This window comes from Pedobacter sp. AC212 (assembly GCF_979258625.1).
Genome location: NZ_OZ409870.1, coordinates 958,998 through 977,676, shown reverse-complemented (window position 1 = coordinate 977,676; position 18,679 = coordinate 958,998). Strand labels below are relative to the sequence as shown.

Annotated in this window: 17 protein-coding genes and 4 tRNA genes; 12 read left to right on the top strand and 9 right to left on the bottom strand. The window is 38.6% G+C overall.

Features of this window, described 5'->3' with window-relative positions; genetic code table 11:
- Nucleotides 1–105 precede the first annotated feature (105 nt).
- From ACZZZC_RS04305 to ACZZZC_RS04290, 4 genes are all read left to right on the top strand, one after another.
- Nucleotides 106–181: transfer RNA gene (locus tag ACZZZC_RS04305), tRNA-Met, on the top strand.
- Between the two features lie 80 nt (nucleotides 182–261).
- Nucleotides 262–333: transfer RNA gene (locus tag ACZZZC_RS04300), tRNA-Glu, on the top strand.
- Nucleotides 334–419: 86 nt separating this feature from the next.
- Nucleotides 420–492, top strand: a tRNA-Met gene (locus ACZZZC_RS04295).
- Nucleotides 493–576: 84 nt separating this feature from the next.
- Nucleotides 577–648: transfer RNA gene (locus ACZZZC_RS04290), tRNA-Glu, on the top strand.
- A gap of 62 nt (nucleotides 649–710) precedes the next feature.
- Here the strand turns inward: ACZZZC_RS04290 and ACZZZC_RS04285 are convergent.
- The 3 genes from ACZZZC_RS04285 to ACZZZC_RS04275 are packed head-to-tail and all read right to left on the bottom strand — an operon-like array spanning nucleotide 711 to nucleotide 3,240.
- On the bottom strand, nucleotides 711–950 hold the full coding sequence (locus ACZZZC_RS04285; protein ID WP_463484985.1) for a hypothetical protein: 240 nt from the start codon (nucleotides 948–950) through the stop codon (nucleotides 711–713).
- A gap of 10 nt (nucleotides 951–960) precedes the next feature.
- Entirely contained in the window at nucleotides 961–1,962 is a 1,002-nt protein-coding gene (locus ACZZZC_RS04280) for an SPFH domain-containing protein (RefSeq protein WP_463484984.1), read from the bottom strand.
- A gap of 3 nt (nucleotides 1,963–1,965) precedes the next feature.
- Nucleotides 1,966–3,240 (bottom strand): hypothetical protein, encoded by a 1,275-nt coding sequence (locus tag ACZZZC_RS04275; RefSeq protein WP_463484983.1) that lies wholly within the window; start codon nucleotides 3,238–3,240, stop codon nucleotides 1,966–1,968.
- A gap of 230 nt (nucleotides 3,241–3,470) precedes the next feature.
- Here ACZZZC_RS04275 and ACZZZC_RS04270 point away from each other — a divergent pair, with 230 nt between their 5' ends.
- The 4 genes from ACZZZC_RS04270 to ACZZZC_RS04255 all read left to right on the top strand — a co-directional run bounded on the left by ACZZZC_RS04270 (nucleotide 3,471) and on the right by ACZZZC_RS04255 (nucleotide 5,716).
- Nucleotides 3,471–3,914, top strand: a complete 444-nt coding sequence (locus tag ACZZZC_RS04270; protein WP_463484982.1) for a GNAT family N-acetyltransferase — start codon at nucleotides 3,471–3,473, stop codon at nucleotides 3,912–3,914.
- 342 nt (nucleotides 3,915–4,256) lie between these two features.
- Complete coding sequence (locus ACZZZC_RS04265; protein ID WP_463484981.1) at nucleotides 4,257–4,481, top strand: hypothetical protein; 225 nt, start codon at nucleotides 4,257–4,259, stop codon at nucleotides 4,479–4,481.
- A 127-nt stretch (nucleotides 4,482–4,608) separates the two neighbouring features.
- Nucleotides 4,609–5,001: a winged helix-turn-helix transcriptional regulator gene (locus ACZZZC_RS04260; protein WP_463484980.1), complete on the top strand. Its 393-nt coding sequence runs from the start codon at nucleotides 4,609–4,611 to the stop codon at nucleotides 4,999–5,001.
- A 127-nt stretch (nucleotides 5,002–5,128) separates the two neighbouring features.
- A complete protein-coding gene (locus ACZZZC_RS04255) occupies nucleotides 5,129–5,716 on the top strand; it encodes a hypothetical protein (RefSeq protein ID WP_463484979.1) in 588 nt (195 codons plus the stop codon).
- 253 nt (nucleotides 5,717–5,969) lie between these two features.
- Here ACZZZC_RS04255 and ACZZZC_RS04250 read toward each other — a convergent pair whose 3' ends face one another.
- The 6 genes from ACZZZC_RS04250 to ACZZZC_RS04225 all read right to left on the bottom strand — a co-directional run bounded on the left by ACZZZC_RS04250 (nucleotide 5,970) and on the right by ACZZZC_RS04225 (nucleotide 15,521).
- On the bottom strand, nucleotides 5,970–6,857 hold the full coding sequence (locus tag ACZZZC_RS04250; RefSeq protein WP_463484978.1) for a glycoside hydrolase family 16 protein: 888 nt from the start codon (nucleotides 6,855–6,857) through the stop codon (nucleotides 5,970–5,972).
- A gap of 52 nt (nucleotides 6,858–6,909) precedes the next feature.
- A complete protein-coding gene (locus ACZZZC_RS04245; protein WP_463484977.1) occupies nucleotides 6,910–8,313 on the bottom strand; it encodes a PKD domain-containing protein in 1,404 nt (467 codons plus the stop codon).
- Between the two features lie 11 nt (nucleotides 8,314–8,324).
- Nucleotides 8,325–9,833 (bottom strand): RagB/SusD family nutrient uptake outer membrane protein, encoded by a 1,509-nt coding sequence (locus ACZZZC_RS04240; protein WP_463484976.1) that lies wholly within the window; start codon nucleotides 9,831–9,833, stop codon nucleotides 8,325–8,327.
- A gap of 10 nt (nucleotides 9,834–9,843) precedes the next feature.
- Nucleotides 9,844–13,200: a TonB-dependent receptor gene (locus ACZZZC_RS04235; protein WP_463486639.1), complete on the bottom strand. Its 3,357-nt coding sequence runs from the start codon at nucleotides 13,198–13,200 to the stop codon at nucleotides 9,844–9,846.
- Nucleotides 13,201–13,412: 212 nt separating this feature from the next.
- Complete coding sequence (locus tag ACZZZC_RS04230) at nucleotides 13,413–14,585, bottom strand: FecR family protein (protein WP_463486638.1); 1,173 nt, start codon at nucleotides 14,583–14,585, stop codon at nucleotides 13,413–13,415.
- A 357-nt stretch (nucleotides 14,586–14,942) separates the two neighbouring features.
- Nucleotides 14,943–15,521: an RNA polymerase sigma factor gene (locus ACZZZC_RS04225; RefSeq protein WP_463484973.1), complete on the bottom strand. Its 579-nt coding sequence runs from the start codon at nucleotides 15,519–15,521 to the stop codon at nucleotides 14,943–14,945.
- 176 nt (nucleotides 15,522–15,697) lie between these two features.
- Between ACZZZC_RS04225 and ACZZZC_RS04220 the strand changes: the two genes are divergently transcribed.
- The 4 genes from ACZZZC_RS04220 to ACZZZC_RS04205 all read left to right on the top strand — a co-directional run bounded on the left by ACZZZC_RS04220 (nucleotide 15,698) and on the right by ACZZZC_RS04205 (nucleotide 18,675).
- The gene (locus ACZZZC_RS04220) at nucleotides 15,698–16,000 is read left to right on the top strand and encodes an ArsR/SmtB family transcription factor (RefSeq protein WP_056848339.1); all 303 of its coding nucleotides are present in this window, start codon (nucleotides 15,698–15,700) and stop codon (nucleotides 15,998–16,000) included.
- A gap of 11 nt (nucleotides 16,001–16,011) precedes the next feature.
- Entirely contained in the window at nucleotides 16,012–17,112 is a 1,101-nt protein-coding gene (locus ACZZZC_RS04215; RefSeq protein ID WP_463484972.1) for an NADH:flavin oxidoreductase, read from the top strand.
- 389 nt (nucleotides 17,113–17,501) lie between these two features.
- Nucleotides 17,502–18,392, top strand: coding sequence for a pirin family protein (locus ACZZZC_RS04210; RefSeq protein WP_463484971.1), 891 nt, complete (start codon nucleotides 17,502–17,504; stop codon nucleotides 18,390–18,392).
- Nucleotide 18,393: 1 nt separating this feature from the next.
- Nucleotides 18,394–18,675, top strand: coding sequence for a GNAT family N-acetyltransferase (locus ACZZZC_RS04205; protein ID WP_463484970.1), 282 nt, complete (start codon nucleotides 18,394–18,396; stop codon nucleotides 18,673–18,675).
- Nucleotides 18,676–18,679: the final 4 nt, after the last annotated feature.

Here is an 18,679-nt window from a genome sequence, read left to right as displayed (position 1 = left end):
TTTAAAAAAAAATTTGCAGCACAAAGAAACGAATTATATCTTTGCATTCCAATTCGGAAACAGAGTTAAGGATTTAATTCAAGTGAAAAAACGAGTTGTATATAATGCGGGGTGGAGCAGTTGGTAGCTCGTCGGGCTCATAACCCGAAGGTCGCACGTTCGAGTCGTGTCCCCGCTACCAAGTAGTCTGAAGTCGTCAGTACCAAGTCCGAAGTCTTATTGACTCAAGACTGAGAACTAAAGACTCAAGACTGATTTAATGGCCCGTTCGTCTAGGGGTGAGGACGCCAGATTTTCATTCTGGAAACAGGGGTTCGATTCCCCTACGGGCTACGAAACCGCTTAATTAAATGGCGGTTTTTTTATCAGTTTCAACACTGCAAAATTGAGGTTGGTAATACCGTAAAAATACAATGTAATGCGGGGTGGAGCAGTTGGTAGCTCGTCGGGCTCATAACCCGAAGGTCGCACGTTCGAGTCGTGTCCCCGCTACTAAGTAGTCTGAAGTCGTCAGTACCAAGTCCAAAGTCTTATTGACTCAAGACTGAGAACTAAAGATTCAAGACTGATTTTAATGGCCCGTTCGTCTAGGGGTGAGGACGCCAGATTTTCATTCTGGAAACAGGGGTTCGATTCCCCTACGGGCTACAGAAAGCGATTTGTTCATTCAAATCGCTTTTTTATTTTGAGCACTAATTCTTTCCCAACCTTCAAACTTTAGGATGCGCCCGATTACCAACAGACTTATCATAATCTTTTGAATTATCCTTAAAATAAAATCCATAGCTGATAATCAGCACCACGATTGCGATGCCTAATATTAACAGGGTAGCACTGCTTTTTATTACGGTTTGCAGGCTCACCACTTCGATATTCCAAATTCTTAAACCCAATATGCCTACAAAGGCGATAACAAGAAGAACAATAAAAATTCCAATAATCTTTTTCATAACGGTTTCTTTAAAACTTATTTAGCCATTCTGTTTTCTTTTGATCAAACTCCTGTTGCGTAATAATACCCTCATCTAAAAGAAGTTTTAGCTGTTGCAATTTCGCAACCGGGTCGGCAGCAGAATTGTCAATCTGTTCGTTGCGTATAGTATCGAAAGTTTTTCCAATCTCCATACCTACCCCAAACTGTAAACCTGCTCCTGCCAAACCGCCTTCATTCCGGGCGGCATCTCTTAAGGCTCTTAACTTTTCAAGCTCTACATAAGTTAAACCACCTTCTCCTGCAGCCATAGCATCGGCAGTAATATCTGCAATCTTTCCAATTCGTTCTTTTGTGGCCTCATCAAACACTGTCCCATTAAGTTTGAAATCCGTTAAAACGAAACCCAGGTTACTTACCTCATTATTAATCTGATCTTTTATATTTTGCGAAAGCAGTGGCAGTTGCGCATCAATGTTTTGATAAGATACGCTACCTTGTGCTAGTGAAGAGGCAATGCCTTGCGGAAAACGACTTTGGAGCATTTGCCTTGCATCAAGAACAGTGTATTGATCTGACGAGCCAATTACATTACTGAATAAATGTTTTGCATCAGCTATCTTAAACGAAAACGAACCATTTGCACCAAGCTCAACTGGAATCTTATAAACGGGATCAATGTATTTAATCGCTTGAACGGTACCCCATCCCTGGTTTACATTTTCTGATGTACGGTAGAAATAAATTTTCAGTTTGTGTTCACTTTCAAAAGCAGTACGCAATTTCAATAGCGTGGTAATGAAAGGATGGTTATCAGTTTCCAGATCATAAATGCCCTCTGCTGTAATTTCATCGGTTAGCTTCCCTTCGTAAACCAACAAGGCACCCTGCCCTGGCCCTAGAATTAATTTACTGGCATTTTTAAGTTCATCGTTACCAGATGGAAATTTGTATACTAAAATCTCTGGATTTTGATTATCCCACTCAATTACCTGAGATAGCTGGTTTTTGAAAAAGTTTATTATTCCCATGGTTTACCTTAATTTAAATTCTTTAATTAATTTTCCATCCATCCCAATAGCGAGGAGGAAATTGCCTGCTCTGACCACAAATCCATCTTTATACCGAATGCCATCAAGGAAATTTTCATGAGTTGGAACTGGATAGCTAAAGATTAACTTACCGTTTTTTGCATCAATGCATTGAATATTAGTTGGTGATTTATCTGCCGGGGTTTTATCGGTAGCGATAACTACATAGTCGTTATCACTAAATAGAATTTTAGGATCAAAATACACCCTGCCTGGGGTGAGATCGGTGTAAGAACGGAGGACATCCCAAAGAAAATAGTTGAGTATTTTTTTACCTCTATAATTCATCCAGCTTAAATGCACATAATAATCAGGTCCGCCCTCATTATCTTTCATGGTATATTTAAACAATTGTATTTTCTCTTCAGGGTAATCATCACTATGCAACGAAAACTTATATTGTGTTTTTAGCTTTTCATTTATTTCTTCTTTCTCAAAAGCAGGTTGGCTGGCGCTCATTTCATCTTTGTTGTAAATTTTATCAATCAATGGGAAAAAGAAAACATTTATACCCTCGTTACTCATTAAGTTAAAGGCTTCCCCGTTGCTATCATATGCAAACTCTGCGTTTGCAATACCACTTGCCAGCGCTGTATGATTTTTAAATAAGCTTTGCGTTACATCAATTGGTGAATAATTTTCTTTATCGATTTTATAGATGGTTGTTTTATTGACGATGGCATATAAATCGCCGTTGCTAAATTGTTTTAATTTAAAATTGTTACTATTCGAAATACTAAAAGTCCCTATTTTTTGTGTCTTAAGTTCTTTATCTGATATCAAATCGTAAAAACTAATATATGTACCTGTTTCATTTTCATCATCATTACCCGAATACCTGCGGGCGCCAACAACAACAACAATGGGCTGTCCATTTTTATCAGCATAAGCCAACTGCTCTTGAGAATACCAATTAAATTCTGGCCGAACATATTCGTTAACATTTTTGCTTTTTTTGCCTACAAAAAGTAATGGAACTATCAATGCAACAACGAAAAATGCAGCGACTACCGAGCCAATGATTAGACCGATTTTTTTACCTCCTCCTGTATTAATTTGAGGGGTATTGTAATTTATATTGTGGTTAATGTTGATGTCGTCATTATCCAAAAAATATTCGGTGTTGCAACTGCTGCAAATAAAATGATCAGCCTTGATTTCTGTTTTACCTATGCTGCCACAGTGCGGACATTTAATTGCTTTAATTTGTTTTGCCATTTATGGTAAAATATTTAATTCGTTCCACATCAATGTTCAATATTAAAGCCATCATCGTTATGTTTGTTTCCAAAATGTATATGTGTTTATATCTGTTTATTATTTGTGAGGTATGTATTGATATTCGTTTCTGATGTTCAGCTTAATGGCTTGCTATTTATTAGAAATGTGGTTTCCGATCTAGATTTCGTCTGAAAATAACTACATTAACAATCCATCAATTACCTGGTATGCGAAGAATTAATATCATCGAGGCAACCCAAAACGATTATGAAATATTGATCAAAGTATGGGAAGCATCCGTAAGGGCAACACATCATTTTTTAAGCGAGAGGGATATTCTAACTTATAAGCAACTGATTTTATCCAAATATTTCGATCTAGTTGATCTATTTTGTTTCAAAGCGCATGATGTTATCCTGGGATTTTTAGGTTTATCAAATGATAATATTCAAATGCTATTTATTGATCCAAGTGCAAGAGGCAAAGGAATTGGTAAAGAATTGATGAAATTTGCGATCGAAGAAAAGAAGGCAACAAAGGTGGATGTAAACGAGCAAAATGAACAAGCGGTAGGCTTTTATAAACATTTGGGCTTCGTTATAATGGAACGCTTTGAAAACGATGATGCAGGTAAACCGTACCCTATTTTAGCTATGGAGTTAGCAAAATAAAATTGTTTGATAAACGGTCAGCAATTACCTGTTGGCGTTTACTATTACCAAATTATTGCTGAAGGAGGTAGTAAAAAATTATCGGGTAGTGTGCTTATTGTACGATAGCCAGAAAGAAAATATCTTCAAAAGCTTCTAAACTTGGTTTAGAAACCACAACTTTTAACAGCCACGCCAAAGATAAAGTACCATCCGTTTTCAATCTGAAAATCTGTGACTAATTTTTCATTATTGGCGGATCTCCTCATTTGCTTAAGCATTATTTCATTGAAATATAGTCAGGCCCTTAGAACTTTCAATCCTGTAGAATGTTGTTATTCATATTCATTTAATAAGAAGATAATGGCAAAGGAAAAGAAGAAAAAGGACAGCAAGAAAAAGGGCGGAAAGAAGAAAGACAAAAAAACAAAGAAAAAAGGTCAGAAGAAGAATAAGCTTGGCGTAAAAAATTCGTTGGTTAATAACATCAATGCCCGTAAAAAGAAGGGCAAATCCCGCTCAAAAAAGAAATCGAAGATTAGCAAGAAAGCTTATAAAAAAATGCAAAATGGCTGGAAGAAAAAGTAAGCTAAAAGAATTGTACCAAATGATTTTAATATAGCGCTAAAAAAGTGAAAATCTACACCGATATCAAAAGGGTATTACTTTCCCAAAGGATAGCAGCATCCTTTGTGAAAGTTATTAACTTTATACCATGGCTTTTAACAGAGAAATTCACACCCGGGAAACTTGTAATACCAGTTTAAATGCAGTACGAGATGCCCTTTATGTTTTAAATGGAAAATGGAAGTTGCCATTGATATTAACTCTTCAGGATGGCCCGAAACGTTTTAATGAAATTCAAAAGTCGTTAGGTGATATTACCCCTAAAATTTTATCGAAAGAATTGAAGGAATTGGAACTGAACGAATTTGTACTGCGTAAAGTGTTCGCTACCACTCCTGTGACTGTTACTTACGAACTCACTGCATACAGTGGATCTTTAGATAAAGTGATTGACGAACTTAGAAATTGGGGAATGCAACACCGCGAAAGATTAGTGGCCAGCAGAAAGACTGATGGTATTTTAGAAGAAGTTGAAGCTTAAATGAACAGGATAAGTTTCATACTCTCCACCCCAATAAAACTCTCCTCTTTTCGGACTTATAAAAGTTTAAATTCCCTATTTACATGATTATCTGTAATATCGGTTATCTTTGCCCAAAATAAAAGCGATGGCGGTATTACATAAAAAAGAAGAAAAAATTCAGGCAGTGCTGGGTAGGTTGCCTAAAAAATATACAGACGAGCAATTTGTAGAGATGTTTATCAGACTTTATTCGAAGGATTGGGGCAAAATTAAATCGGCTTACATTAAACAATCTCAAGATAAAGAACCTGGCCACATCATTAATATGCCAAAGCCAGAGGTTTATTTAAGACAGATTTTAGTTAACTACTTACAAAATGTAGATGCTCCTAAAGCTGCAGAAGCCAAAGAAGAAATGAAAGTTGAGGCTCCTGCCGTTGAGCGTAAAGCACCAGCTAAGAAAAAAGACGTGACAGCCGAAGAAGCTATTGCTGAACCAAAAAAAGCTAAAGCACCTGTAAAAAAGAAAACAGAAGTTACTGATGAAGAAATTGTTGCAGCACCAAAGAAGGTTAAAGCACCAGCTAAGAAAAAAGAGGTTGCAGAAGAAACAGTTGCAGAAGTAAAAAAAACCAAAGCGCCAGCTAAGAAAAAAGTTGTGGTTGAGGAAGAAATAGTAGCTACTGAAAAGAAACCTAAGGCGGCAGCAAAGAAGCCCGCAGCAAAAAAATAAAAATATTTTCTGCTCAATATAATAAATCGGCTTTTTAGCTGTTTATATATTTGAGAGCGTTAATTTAGATGACGGGGATAGGTCGGTATGATTTATCCCCGTTCTTTTTTAACAGGATTTTTTTTACTCGTTCCGCTGAATTTATTTCGGCATTTTATAGCATGAAAAATGCTAAAACACATTCCCATTGCCGACTAAACAAAAAAAAGCCGTCCCGAATGGAACGACTTCAACAATTAAACTAACCTGCAAATTACTTATCAATCATTTTATAATAACGAACATAATCTACTTCCATTTTTTGTGGCCAGATGGAAGCATCTACACCTTGAGCTCCTCCCCAATCGCCACCAACAGCAATGTTTAAAAGCAAATGGAATTTTTTATCGAAAGGCCAGGTTTTGTATCCCGTTCCCTCATTGGCAAACTCGAAAACTTTAACATCATCGAAGTAGCCTCGAATGGCATAGGGCGTCCAATCAACACGGTATAAATGAAAGGCAGTGCTCACGTCATCAATTTTCTTAGTACTCGATTTTTGGGTGTTAATTTTAAAATAATAAGCTTCGGTATGCGTAGTAAAATGAACCATATCCTGGTCGTAACCTACATGCTCCATAATATCAATTTCTCCCGATTTTGGCCAATCTCCGTAGAAACGGTCGGTGGGTAACATCCAGATGGCTGGCCATGTTCCTTTTCCAAAAGGCAGCTTCGCTTTTATTTCGAAACGCCCATATAAAGCATCCAGCTTATTTCTGGTTACCATTCTAGCTGATGAATAATCTCTTCCACCCATACTTTCTTTCTTCGCTGTGATGGTTAGAAGCCCGCCCGCCACATTGGCATTATTGGTAGTGTTGGTATAAAACTGGAGTTCGTTGTTGCCCCAGCCACTTCCACCGGTATCGTAATCCCAATTGCTTGTCAACGGTGCTCCGGTATTCGTAAATTCATCGGCCCAGGTTGGTGAGGTTTCAAACGTCCATCCTTTATCTACCGGCGGCCCCGCAGGTGTTGGCGGAACATATACCAAACCATTATCATCAGTGCCTTTAGAACATGAACTTAACCCAATTACAGCAAAAGCAAATGCAGCAAAAATCTGTTTCGTGAAATATTTTCTTGTCTTGATCATCATATCGATATATAAAGATCAGCTGGCCTTAAAATCCAACTGATCTAGCACAATTTTATTTGAATTCGAAGTCATCTATGTAAAAGAGCCCTGGGTTTGGATGCCCTTCTCCACCAAGCTGAACCACAATTTTATCGTAGAGCGTTTGCCCGCTGATACCTGAAAAATCGAACTCTAGTTGCGTCCATGTATTATATTGAACAGCCGTTAATGTTTTCACAATTTCGGTTTGAGTTTGCCAGGCATTGCCACCCAGCAAAGAGTTTTGTAGTTTTACTGAAACGGTTGCTGGTGTTTTAGTAAAATCATTTCCGCCAGGGAAGAAAACTTTTAACCTCACCTTATTTGTAGTGGCTAAGTTAAATCGATATGGCAGGGTTACGTTTAAATTCCCATACTGACCATCGCCTCCGGCTTTTTTCTCATAATAACCCACTTTTGCAGATGTATTTACTGGGAACTTGGCAGGATTATCATAAGGCCTAACAAAATCTACATTCTCTGCAGTCCAGGTAAAATTTGCCGTAGTTTGGAAATCATCACTTAAATTGGCCGCTTGCAATGGTTTTTGAATTATAGGCCGCACATAACCTTTTTTAACGAGTTTCAAATACCAGGCATTTCCAGCATTTGCTTTATCTAAACAACGCAGCCACATTTCATTCTCGTTTAACGATAAAATTTGATATTGAGATACGCCCAAATAATAACTGATAAAACCTCCGCCAGAAATAGTTAAGTATTTTACTCCATTGGTTTCTGTTACCAACCAGGTTAAGTTAGTTGCCGGCGTATAGTTTACCGTTGGATCATTTGATCCAGCCGGGCCACCAATTCCAGGCGCATTTGCAGCATTGGCAAAGGTTGTTCCTTTATTATCGTAGGTATATTTTAAGGCATTCATGTTAAAGGTCATCTCGTCGTCGTAAAAACCCTGTCCGTTTTTTTCATCTGCCGCAGCCTGATACCAATCGGGTGCTTGCGAAGTAATTGGACCAACACCTAAATGACCTGCAGATTTTTGATCAATAACCCAGGTGAAACCTGCAGCATTGGATAAGCCACCAGATAATGTGGTAAAGGCTGGATCAGTAAGCATAGCAGGATTTGTTGCTGCAATCACTACCGTTTTGGTACTCGAAACAGAACCTCCTGCAGTTGCAATTGTTAATTTTACGGTGTAAGTTCCGGCGAGCGGATAAGAAGCAGTCACCGTATTTCCATCAGCTGTAGCGCCATTGCCAAGATCCCACAGGGCCTTAAAACCAGGAGATTGATTGACTAATGTAACCACATTGGCATTTGTTGTGGTTGGCGTAACCGTAAATTTCACTTGATCTGCCGTTGGTGCAGCATCCAGCTCTTTATCGTTATTTTCTTTTTTGCAAGCGCTAAAGCTTAGCACAAACAGCAGGCTTAAAAACCCAGCTGTTTGTTTAATGATATAATTTAATTTCATGATATATCTAATTAATTATAGCCTGGATTTTGTTTAATTACGCCTTTTGTCAAGTCGATTTCTTGTTGAGGAACTGGCAGTAATTCGCTTTTGCCCGCTTTGAAACCCAATGGACCCAATACGGCAACAGCTCTGTTTGTACGTACCAAATCGAAAAAACGATGTCCTTCAAAAGCCAACTCAAGTCTGCGCTCATTGTAAATATTATCAAGTGTTGCAGGTACCGGGGTTAAACCTACCCTGGCCCGAACGGCAGTTAATAATTCCAAAGCTCTCGTTGCATTGCCTCCTGATCTTACTAAAGCTTCTGCTTCCATTAAGTACGTATCTGCTAAACGCATTTCAATTTCATCTATTGGCCAGTTTAGTTCGGCAACCCCGCTATTTGAACGATATGCCTTTAATGGCGCATATTTTTTAATAAAATAATTGGTATTCTGATAACGAGCGGTATAAGTAGCACCAGCAGCTTTTAGCGCAGTACCGTCTATAATAGAAGTTGCAAAACGTGGATCAGCTTTCATGGCATTTACTAAATCGAGCGTTACAGGGCAAAAGCCCCATCCTGCAGAGTAAGTATCGCCATTATAGCTATCCATGCCAATAAATTGGGGTGCAACATTTCCTTCGCCACCATTTACCCAACCCCAATCGCCCCAGGCAGATAAGGTAGAGTGAGGAATTTCTAAAATTACTTCTGAATTAAATTTATTATCAGGTCTGAAAATATCAGCATAATTTGGAAGCAAGGCATAACCATATTCATTTCCGGTTTTATTCACATCATTAAATAGCGTTGCGGCTTCTGCCAATTTGCTATTGTCATTTTGAAAAAGTAACACCTTGCCTAATAGTGCTTTTGCCGTTCCTCTAGAAATTCTACCTTTTTCATTAGCGGCTACCGTTGGTGGCAAACTAGGAAAGGCTTCTCTCAAATCTTTCTCTACTTGTGCATAAATTGCTGTAGGCGCCGATTGTGTTTGTGTGTAAAGATCGGCCGTTGGTATTTGTTTGGTAATTAACGGAACATTACCAAAAAACCGAACTAAATCAAAATAGAAGTATGCCCGTAAAAATTTAGCTTCTGCTGTTATTCTAGATTTAAAACCAGCACTTAAATTTGTGGCTTTCTCAATTTTATCTAAAATAATATTCGCCCTGTTTATTCCAGTGAAATTTTTAGACCATAAACCAACCTGCGGCCCCAACCTCGAATCCATATTGAAGTTATCGTATGCTACCCAGCCTGGCTGATCGGAAGCATTACCTCCACCTGCCCAGCAATCATCAGATGCAGCACTTAATAAGGGCTGCTTCATGGTGTAACCACCACTTGTGCCCCACTGCATCACATCGTAAACGGCAACTAAGCCCTGATAAACTTCGGTTTCATTGCGATAAAAGTTTTCTTCAGTCGCAGTTCCTTTCGGCGTTAACTCCAGAAAGTCTTTTTTGCAGGAAACCAGTAACTGCATGATGGCCAAAATGGCTATCGAATATTTTATATGTTTAGTTTTCATCTCTATATTATTAAAATCCAACATTTACACCTACAAAGAACGATCTTGCCTGTGGGTAGAAACCGCGATCGACACCTAAACTACCCCCACCAATTTCCGGATCGTAACCATTGTATTTAGTTAGCGTAAATAGGTTATTTGCCATTACATAAAATTTAAGGTTATCTAAGCCCACCTTATTCACAAGTGTTTTTGGCAAAGTATATCCAAGCTGAACGTTTTTCAATCTGAAATAAGCACCACTCTCTAAAAACAAATTAGAAACACGGCTATAATTTTTATTATCATCGGCCAATGTAGCCCGAGGAACCGTATTGCTTGTTCCCTCACCTGTCCAACGGTTTAAAATATTAGTGGTGTAGTTTGATGGACTTAAATCGAACCTTCTTAGTCCATTAAATATCATGTTTCCAGAAACACCCTGGCCAAAAATGGAAACATCAAAGCCTTTGTATTTAGCTGAAAATGTTAAGCCATAAGTAAAGTTGGGGTTAGATCTTCCTAAGAAAGTTCTATCCGCATCACTAATTACACCGTCGCCATTTAAATCCAAAAATTTAATATCGCCAGGTTTTGCATTTGGCTGAATTAATGCACCAGCACCATTTTTGTAATTGTTAATTTCTGCCTGGTTTTGAAATAAGCCAGCAGTTTGGTAACCGAAAAATGAATCGACAGATTGGCCAACCGCAACACGGGTAACTTCTAAACTTTGCGGCGTAATCGTTTGCCTGCTTGGTATGTAATCTTTATCGGCTCCTAACAGCGTTACTTCATTTTTGATGAACGCTGCGTTACCTGCTATACGAAAACTTACTTCGCCAACTCTTTTGTTCCAACCCAATTCGATCTCGAAACCGCGGTTGTATAAATCCGCTGTATTAGCATACGGACCAGAGTTGCCCACATAAGATGGAACCACTTGCTGCAACAACATGCCATAAGTTTTCTTATTGAAATAACTGGTTGATAAAGTAATGCCTTCAAACAAAGTCGCATCGAAACCTAGATCGAAAGATGAGGTCTCTTCCCACTTTAAATCAGGATTTGAAAGTGCATTCGGACTTACTCCATTGGTCAACGTCTGTCCAGATGCTGTTCCTAATGAGTAATTTCTTCCTCCGCTTACGGTTGCTAAGTAGCTAAAATCAGGAATGTTATCATTACCGTTAACACCGTAAGAACCACGGAATTTTAAAAAGGTTACGATGTTGTTTTTTGGCCAGAAATCTTCTCTCGAAGCTACCCAACCAGCAGATCCTGAAGGAAAATAACCGTATTTATTGTTTGGACCGAAGCGTGATGATCCATCTCTACGAATGATACCCGTGAACAAATATTTCTCATCATAATTGTAAATAAGCCTTCCAAAAATAGAGTTTAAGGTGTTTTGATATTCTCCACCATAAAAATCCGAATTGGTTCTGGCTACCGGAAATTGCAATGAAGCATCCCGAATGTTATCAACCGGAATACCCTCTTTAATACCACCATTTGTTTCGCCTTTGTTTTTCTGCGCCGAGTAACCCACTAAGGCGGTAATTACATGCTTTCCAATAGTTTTATCATAACTCAAAGTATTCTCTAATGACCAAAATAAACCGCGGTTACTATCTCTGGTGTAAGCGGTTAAAGTAGATTGATTGATTGAATTGAGGTAATAAATCGGACGGAATGATTGTCCACCCCAGAAAGCTAAATCCACACCACCTGTACTTCTCAGCTTCAACCCTTTTAAAAATTCAACTTCAACAAATGCATTTCCAACTACTTTATCGCTCCAAGAGTTACCTTGAGCAACCTGCAAAGCGGCTACCGGATTCAATATTTCCGATTGTGCATAGTCAGATATCCCATAAGGAAAACCTGCATCATTTCTAACCACCGGATTATTTAGATACTTTGGTAAACCATATTTTGCAGGATCAGTCTCCACAATTGGTGTAATTGGATCCATATTGATGGCACGGCTTAATGGCGAACCATACTCGGTATTGGTACTTACACCAATTGAATTGATTCGGGTATAACCGATTGAGTTTCCAAATTTGATATTCTTGGTGATTTTATGCTCGAAATTAAATCTGGCTGTAAATCTTTTAAACTTCGAATTTTGCGTGGCCACGATACCATCCTGATCGAAATAACTGAAAGAGCCGTAATAAACTGATTTATCATTACCCCCGCTCATGTTTAAATCGTGGTTTTGAATCATCGCTTTGTTGTTAAAAACAGCTTCCTGCCAATCCGTTCCTTCACCATACTGCGCCGGATTTGGGAAACGAACTCCTGTAACACCATCTGCCAATTGCGATTCATTATAAATGGTGGCGTATTGCGTGGCATTTAATAAATTTAACTTGGTAGAAGGAGCTTGCGTACCAATGTAATTATTGTATTCTACACGAATACGACCAGTATTTGAGCCTTTTTTTGTAGATACAATGATAACGCCATTTGCTGCACGGGTACCATAAATAGCTGCCGAAGCGGCGTCTTTTAAAACCTCAATCGATTCTATATCCGATTGATTTAAAAATTCGATCCCACCGTTAATCACTACTCCATCAACTACATATAAAGGATTAGCGTTATTAATATTCGCAATACCACGAATTCTAACTACGCCGCCATCTCCAGGCTGACCAGAGCTCGTAGTAACCGTTACGCCCGAAGCTCTACCTTGCAAAGATTGTTCAATACGCACCACAGGCATATCTTTCAAATCAGTAGCTTTTACTGAAGCAATGGCACCCGTTACTACGCTTTTCTTTTGCGTTCCGTAGCCGATAACAACAGCATCGGCCAGTAAACCTGCTTGTGGGGTAAGCGTTATCGTTAATCCATTTGAGGCCGTAACTTCCTTGTTTTCATAACCGATGTAAGACACTACTAAAATCGCACCTTCAGTTACATCTTTTAACGAAAATGCACCAGTTACATCCGTTACTGCACCAAGGTTAGAACCCTTTACCTTTACGCTGGCTCCTGCCATAGGCTGGCCGTTTTCATCCACTACCTTTCCTCGTATATCAACAAAAGATCGAATAATTAACGGCATGCCTTCAATAGGCTTACGGTGAATAATAATGGTATTATTTTTTATTGTGTAACCCAACGGTTGCTCGCTAAAAATGCGTCTTAAAGCTTCTTTAATATCGGTATTTTTAATTTCGATGGTTACCGGTTTTGCTTCTTTCAACACATCGAGATCATAGAGAAAGTTATAACCTACGCTTTTATTAAGCTTACGAAAAACATTCAAGAGCGAGGTATTTTTTTCTGATAGGGTTACGTTTTGTGCATTGGCAGCTCCGTAACTGAGCTGTAAAAAGGAAGTGATTAGTACGACAAAAGTCAATTTCATAATCAGCAGAAATTTAAACAGGCGCCCTTTAGGTTGGGGCAGCCATTCAGTATAAAAATTCATATATTTGGTTATTAGGTTTAGAATAGTTGTATCTCACAATTTTACGATTAGAATAAGGCCTTTATTATAGCTGGGAGCGTTGCCGCGCTTCCAGTTTTTTAGTTAAGCCGTACTCTAAAAACCATCAAAGATGATGAAAAGCGTATAGGTTATGGCATAACTAAAATCCTCCTTCCGTCAATTTTAAAATGTACCGCATCAGTTGTTTGAAGCATATCCAACACTTCATTTACGCTGTTGAAACGAGAAATCCGTCCGCCGAAAGTCTTGTTGATTTTTTTACCTCGATAGTCAATCTCTACATTGTACCAACGGGCAATTTTATTCATAATCGTTTCTATATTCTCTTCATTAAAGCTAAAGAAACCATCTTTCCAGGCTATCGCTTCCTCGGCATCAACTGCCGAAACCATTATTGATGGCGATGAAAGGCTGATAAGCGACTGCTGTCCTGGCTTAAGTAATGCTGATCTAGTGGATTGAATATTTTTGACTTTCACGCTACCTTCCAACAAAGTTGTTTTATTGCCTGGTTCATTGTTATAAGCGTTGATATTAAAATGCGTTCCCAACACCTCTACTTCCTGGTTTCTTCCAGAAGCTAACTCCGTTTTAACTGTAAAGGGAATTCTTTTGCTGTTGTTATCCAAACGTTTGGCCACTTCAAAATAAGCCTCGCCTTTTAATTCAACCAATCTTTTTGTCTGATCAAAAACCGTAGGATATCTTAACGATGATTCTGCGTTTAACCACACTTTTGTACCATCAGGAAGATTAATTTGATACTGCCCACCACGAGGGGTCTCAATGGTGTTATATAAATCTTTTTTTGCGCTTGAAGTCGAAGCAACTGTGTAAATTAATTCGCCATTTTTAGTTTTGATAATATTTATTCCGGCCTGGCTTGCAATTACACCGTTTGAAGCGTCGGTGAGTGAAATTTTCGATCCATCGGCTAGCGTTAGCGTTGCTTTATTTCCTCCTGGCTTAATAATTTTCTGTTCCGTTTTGTTTAAGGCTTGCTTGGTTTCCGTATTTTTTTGAACCTCCCGATTAACAACTACACCAATAAAGAAAAGCACTACTGCAGCAGCAGCAAGCTTTAGCCAAAGCTTTCTACCGTGCCCGGTTTTAATTTGGGTTTCCTCTTGAATGGCAGCCCACATTTGGTTGCGGGCATCTGCCAATTCTGAATGGCTTACATCAGCGTGTTTACCCGATAGCTCATTTAAGTGCCACGATTCTACCAAAGCTTTTTCTTCTTCAGTACAAAGGCCGGCGCTATATTTTTTTAAAAGTTTTTCAACTTCCTCTTTACTCATCACTTCAATATATTTGGCTAATTAAATACATGTAGGTTGAGGAAACCCTAGGTAGTAGATGAAAATGAAAATATTTTTATTTTTTTTAAAAATGTTTAGAAAAGCAAGTCCTGCATTTCATTTTCGCGTATGTTCCTGCCACATGCTCATACGCCTTCAGGCCTTAGCCACAAGGCCGGTATCCGCCATGTCAGGTTTAGAAATGAGGTGATGTGCACAAACTCAGGTTTCCTAAACGCGATTGTTGCGATAATACTTTTTGTTGCAATCATGTTAATGATTACCAACTTTAACAAAAAGATTAAAGCAAAAGCGGGACTGAAGAAACCGATAAGCAGAAATTTGCTTTCCAAAAATTTATTTGATCAATAAGATGGTTGCCAATAACAAAAATGAAGTTAATTTCAAGTGTAAAACTTTGAGCGCATTGCTCATTTGCTTTTTAACGGTTTTATCTGATAAATGAAGAATTTCTGCTATTTGCTTTTGACTCAAATGCTGTTGGCGACTCATTTCAAATATCTGACGCATTTTTGGAGGCAGCAATGAAACCTCCTTTTCTATTAAAGAGGCAAATTCCTTTTCACGAATATAATCGTCGGTTACATAATCGCCCTTTAAAGAAAAATCTTCCAGCGATTGTAAATAATTCGAACGCGATTTATTTTTATCCAACCAATCGAAAACTTTATAACGTACTGCGGTGTACAAATAGTTAGAGAGTTGAGATTTGATTTGAATATTTGGATTGCTCCACAGGTAAACGAAAATTTCCTGAACAATATCACGGGCATCTTCCCTGTCTGACACCATTTTACAGGCATAGATATACAACAAACCATTAAAGCGTTCGTAAATTTCCTCAAAGGCAAATTTATTTCCATCCTGCATGAGGATGAAAAGTTCGTGATCAGTTAATGATTTATAAGCAGGCATTTGGTTAGAATGATTAAACGAATGTAAGAAATTGTTTGGCTTAAATCCTAAATAAAATTGAACAACTCCTAGCTAACTTAAACGTTTTATTAACGCTTATTTGGTTATTATACACACTATTGTAAACTTCAATGTTTTAATTGGCATATCGGGAAAAGTCGATATACATTTGCATCATGGATCAGGTAGAAATTTTCAAAGCTTTATCAAACAAAACCCGTTTACAAATTCTAAACTGGCTAAAAAGTCCTGCCGAATACTTTCCAGAGCAACCAAATGCCGATTTTGAAAACGTTGGCGTGTGTGTAGGACAAATTCAAAATAAAGCCGGTTTATCACAAAGTACCATTTCCGAATACCTGTCTATTCTACAGCGGGCAGACTTAGTTTGCGCCACAAGGGTTGGCCAGTGGACCTACTACAAACGTAACCATGAAGGCATTGAAAAATTAAGCAAAATCATCAATACAGAATTATAAAAATTAATCATATGAACACAGATAGTTTATTTAAGCCATTTAGCTTAAAATCATTAAACATAAAAAATAGAATTGTAATGGCACCAATGACGAGGTCGTTTTCTCCGAATGGAATTCCGACTGATGCCGTTGCCGAATACTATGCAAAAAGAGCTGCCGGCCAGGTTGGTTTAATTCTTTCAGAAGGAACAGTGATTAACCGTCCATCATCCTCTGCCGATCCTAACATTCCTCACTTTTATGGCGAAAAAGCTTTAGCGGGATGGGAAAAAGTGATTAACGAAGTTCATACCGCTGGCGGACAAATGGGGCCACAAATCTGGCACCAGGGCGTCCATGCAAACCATGCTTCGGGCTGGTTGCCAAGTGCTCCTTTTGAAGGGCCATCAAGTTTAAACAGTCCTGGTTTTGAAAACGGTGTACCGATGACTGACGCTGCCATTGCTGATACAATTGCGGCTTATGGTCAAGCTGCCGCAGATGCCAAAGCATTAGGTTTTGATACCGTAGAAATTCATGGTGCTCACCAATACTTAATTGATCAGTTTTTTTGGGATGCAACCAATAACCGCACCGACATTTATGGTGGAAAAACTTTAGCTGAACGCACACGGTTCGCTGTTGAAGTAATTAAAGAAGTACGTAAACGTGTAGGTGAAGATTTCGCCTTAATTATTCGCTTGTCACAATTTAAACCTTCAGCATATGATTTTAAATTAGCCAAGAATGAATCAGAAATGGAACAATGGTTAACGCCAATGGCTGATGCGGGAATTGATATTTTCCACTGCTCACAACGCCGTTTCTGGGAAACTGAATTTGAAGGTTCTGATTTGAACTTTGCAGGCTGGGCAAAAAAATTAACGGGAAAAACAACCATCTCGGTGGGTTCTGTTGGTTTAAGTGGCGATTTCTTTGGTGCTTTCGCTGGTCAAAGCTCAGAGCCAAGCTCATTGGATGAATTGGTGCGTAGAATGGATTGTGGAGACTTCGATTTGGTAGCTGTTGGCCGCCCGTTATTGGCTGATCCAAACTGGGTTGAAAAAATCAAAAACAACCAAATGGATGAGCTGAAAGGTTTCAGCAAAGAAGCATTAGCAGAATTAGTGTAATTTTTCTTTCTGAATATATAATGGAAAACACCTCAGCAATGAGGTGTTTTTTTTAAACCATGATTTTGCCTGAGCTTGCTCGTTAGCGTTCAATGCCTGCGCTCGTTTCTAACGAGCGCAAAAGAGCTTAGCGATTACAATCGCACTTAGTAAAAACCAAATCCGTAGGTTTTTCCACTGCGGTCGAAAGGACGATGAGATCTGGTTCTCGACAAATAAAATTTTATGCCTGCGCTCGTTGCTAACGAGCGCAAAATAGCTTAGCGATTTATTCACGTTTAAATAAAACCAAATCCAAAGATTTCTCCACTGCGGTCGAAAAGGACAATGAGATTTTGTCTCGACAAATAAAATTTTCTTAAATTCACACCATAAACAAAGGAACTCCCATGTCAAACATATCCCTTATTATCGAAGAAAGACCGGCGAATATCGGCAACTTTATGGTAGGCAGACTACTTCCTTTCCGGGAAAAACGAATGGTTGGTCCATTTGCGTTTATCGACCATATGGGGCCAGCAGCAATGAGCGACCATGAAAACCTGGACGTTCCGCCTCATCCACACATCGGTTTATCTACACTTACCTTTTTGTTCGAAGGAGAAATAGAACATCGCGATAGCTTAGGAACGGATATTATTATTAAACCAGGGCAAGTAAACTGGATGACAGCCGGTAGCGGAATTGCTCACTCAGAAAGAACTCCGAAACATCTGCGACAAACCGATAAAATGCTTCATGGTCTGCAAATTTGGGTAGCGCTGCCTAAAGCTTTGGAACAAATGGATCCCGAGTTTTTCCATGTAGAAGAAACAAATATTCCGAGTTGGGAGCAAGATGGCGTTAATATTAAACTTATTGCAGGCGAGGCTTTTGGAAAAAAATCTCCGGTTCCGGTTTATTGCCCACTTTACTTTATCGAAATTAAAAGCACAACTAGGCAAAAGCTCAGTATTGGAAACGATCTTTTTGGCGAAAGTGCATTGTATATTTTAGAGGGTGGAATTGAAAGTGAAGGACATCTTTTCGAACCGCGATTAATTTTAATTGCGAACGATGCCAAGCTGTGTGAATTTACCATGCTCGAAAATACAACTGTCTATATTTTTGGAGGAGAACCTTTTCCTGAAGAAAGATTTATTTATTGGAATTTTGTAGCATCGGAGAGAGAATTGATTGAGCAAGCGAAACAAGATTGGTTAGAACGAAAATTTAAACCCGTACCAGGCGAAACCGACTTTGTTCCTTTGCCAAATCAAAACCCTTATCAGAAGAAATAATATGGAGATTAATCAAGTAAACAACGAAAAAAACGGCTATTTCGAAGCTATAGAAAATAATGTTCAGGCAGGCAAAATGAGTTATGTTTGGGCTGGCGAAACGAAAATTATTATCGATCATACAGAAGTTAATCCAGAGTTTTCGGGCAAAGGGATTGGCAAACAGCTGTTAATGGCTGTAGTTCAAAATGCCCGCGAAAATAAAATTAAAATACTTCCACTTTGTCCTTTCGCTAAAAGTGTGTTCGACAAAGACGAAACGATACGCGATGTTTTGTTTTAGCGAA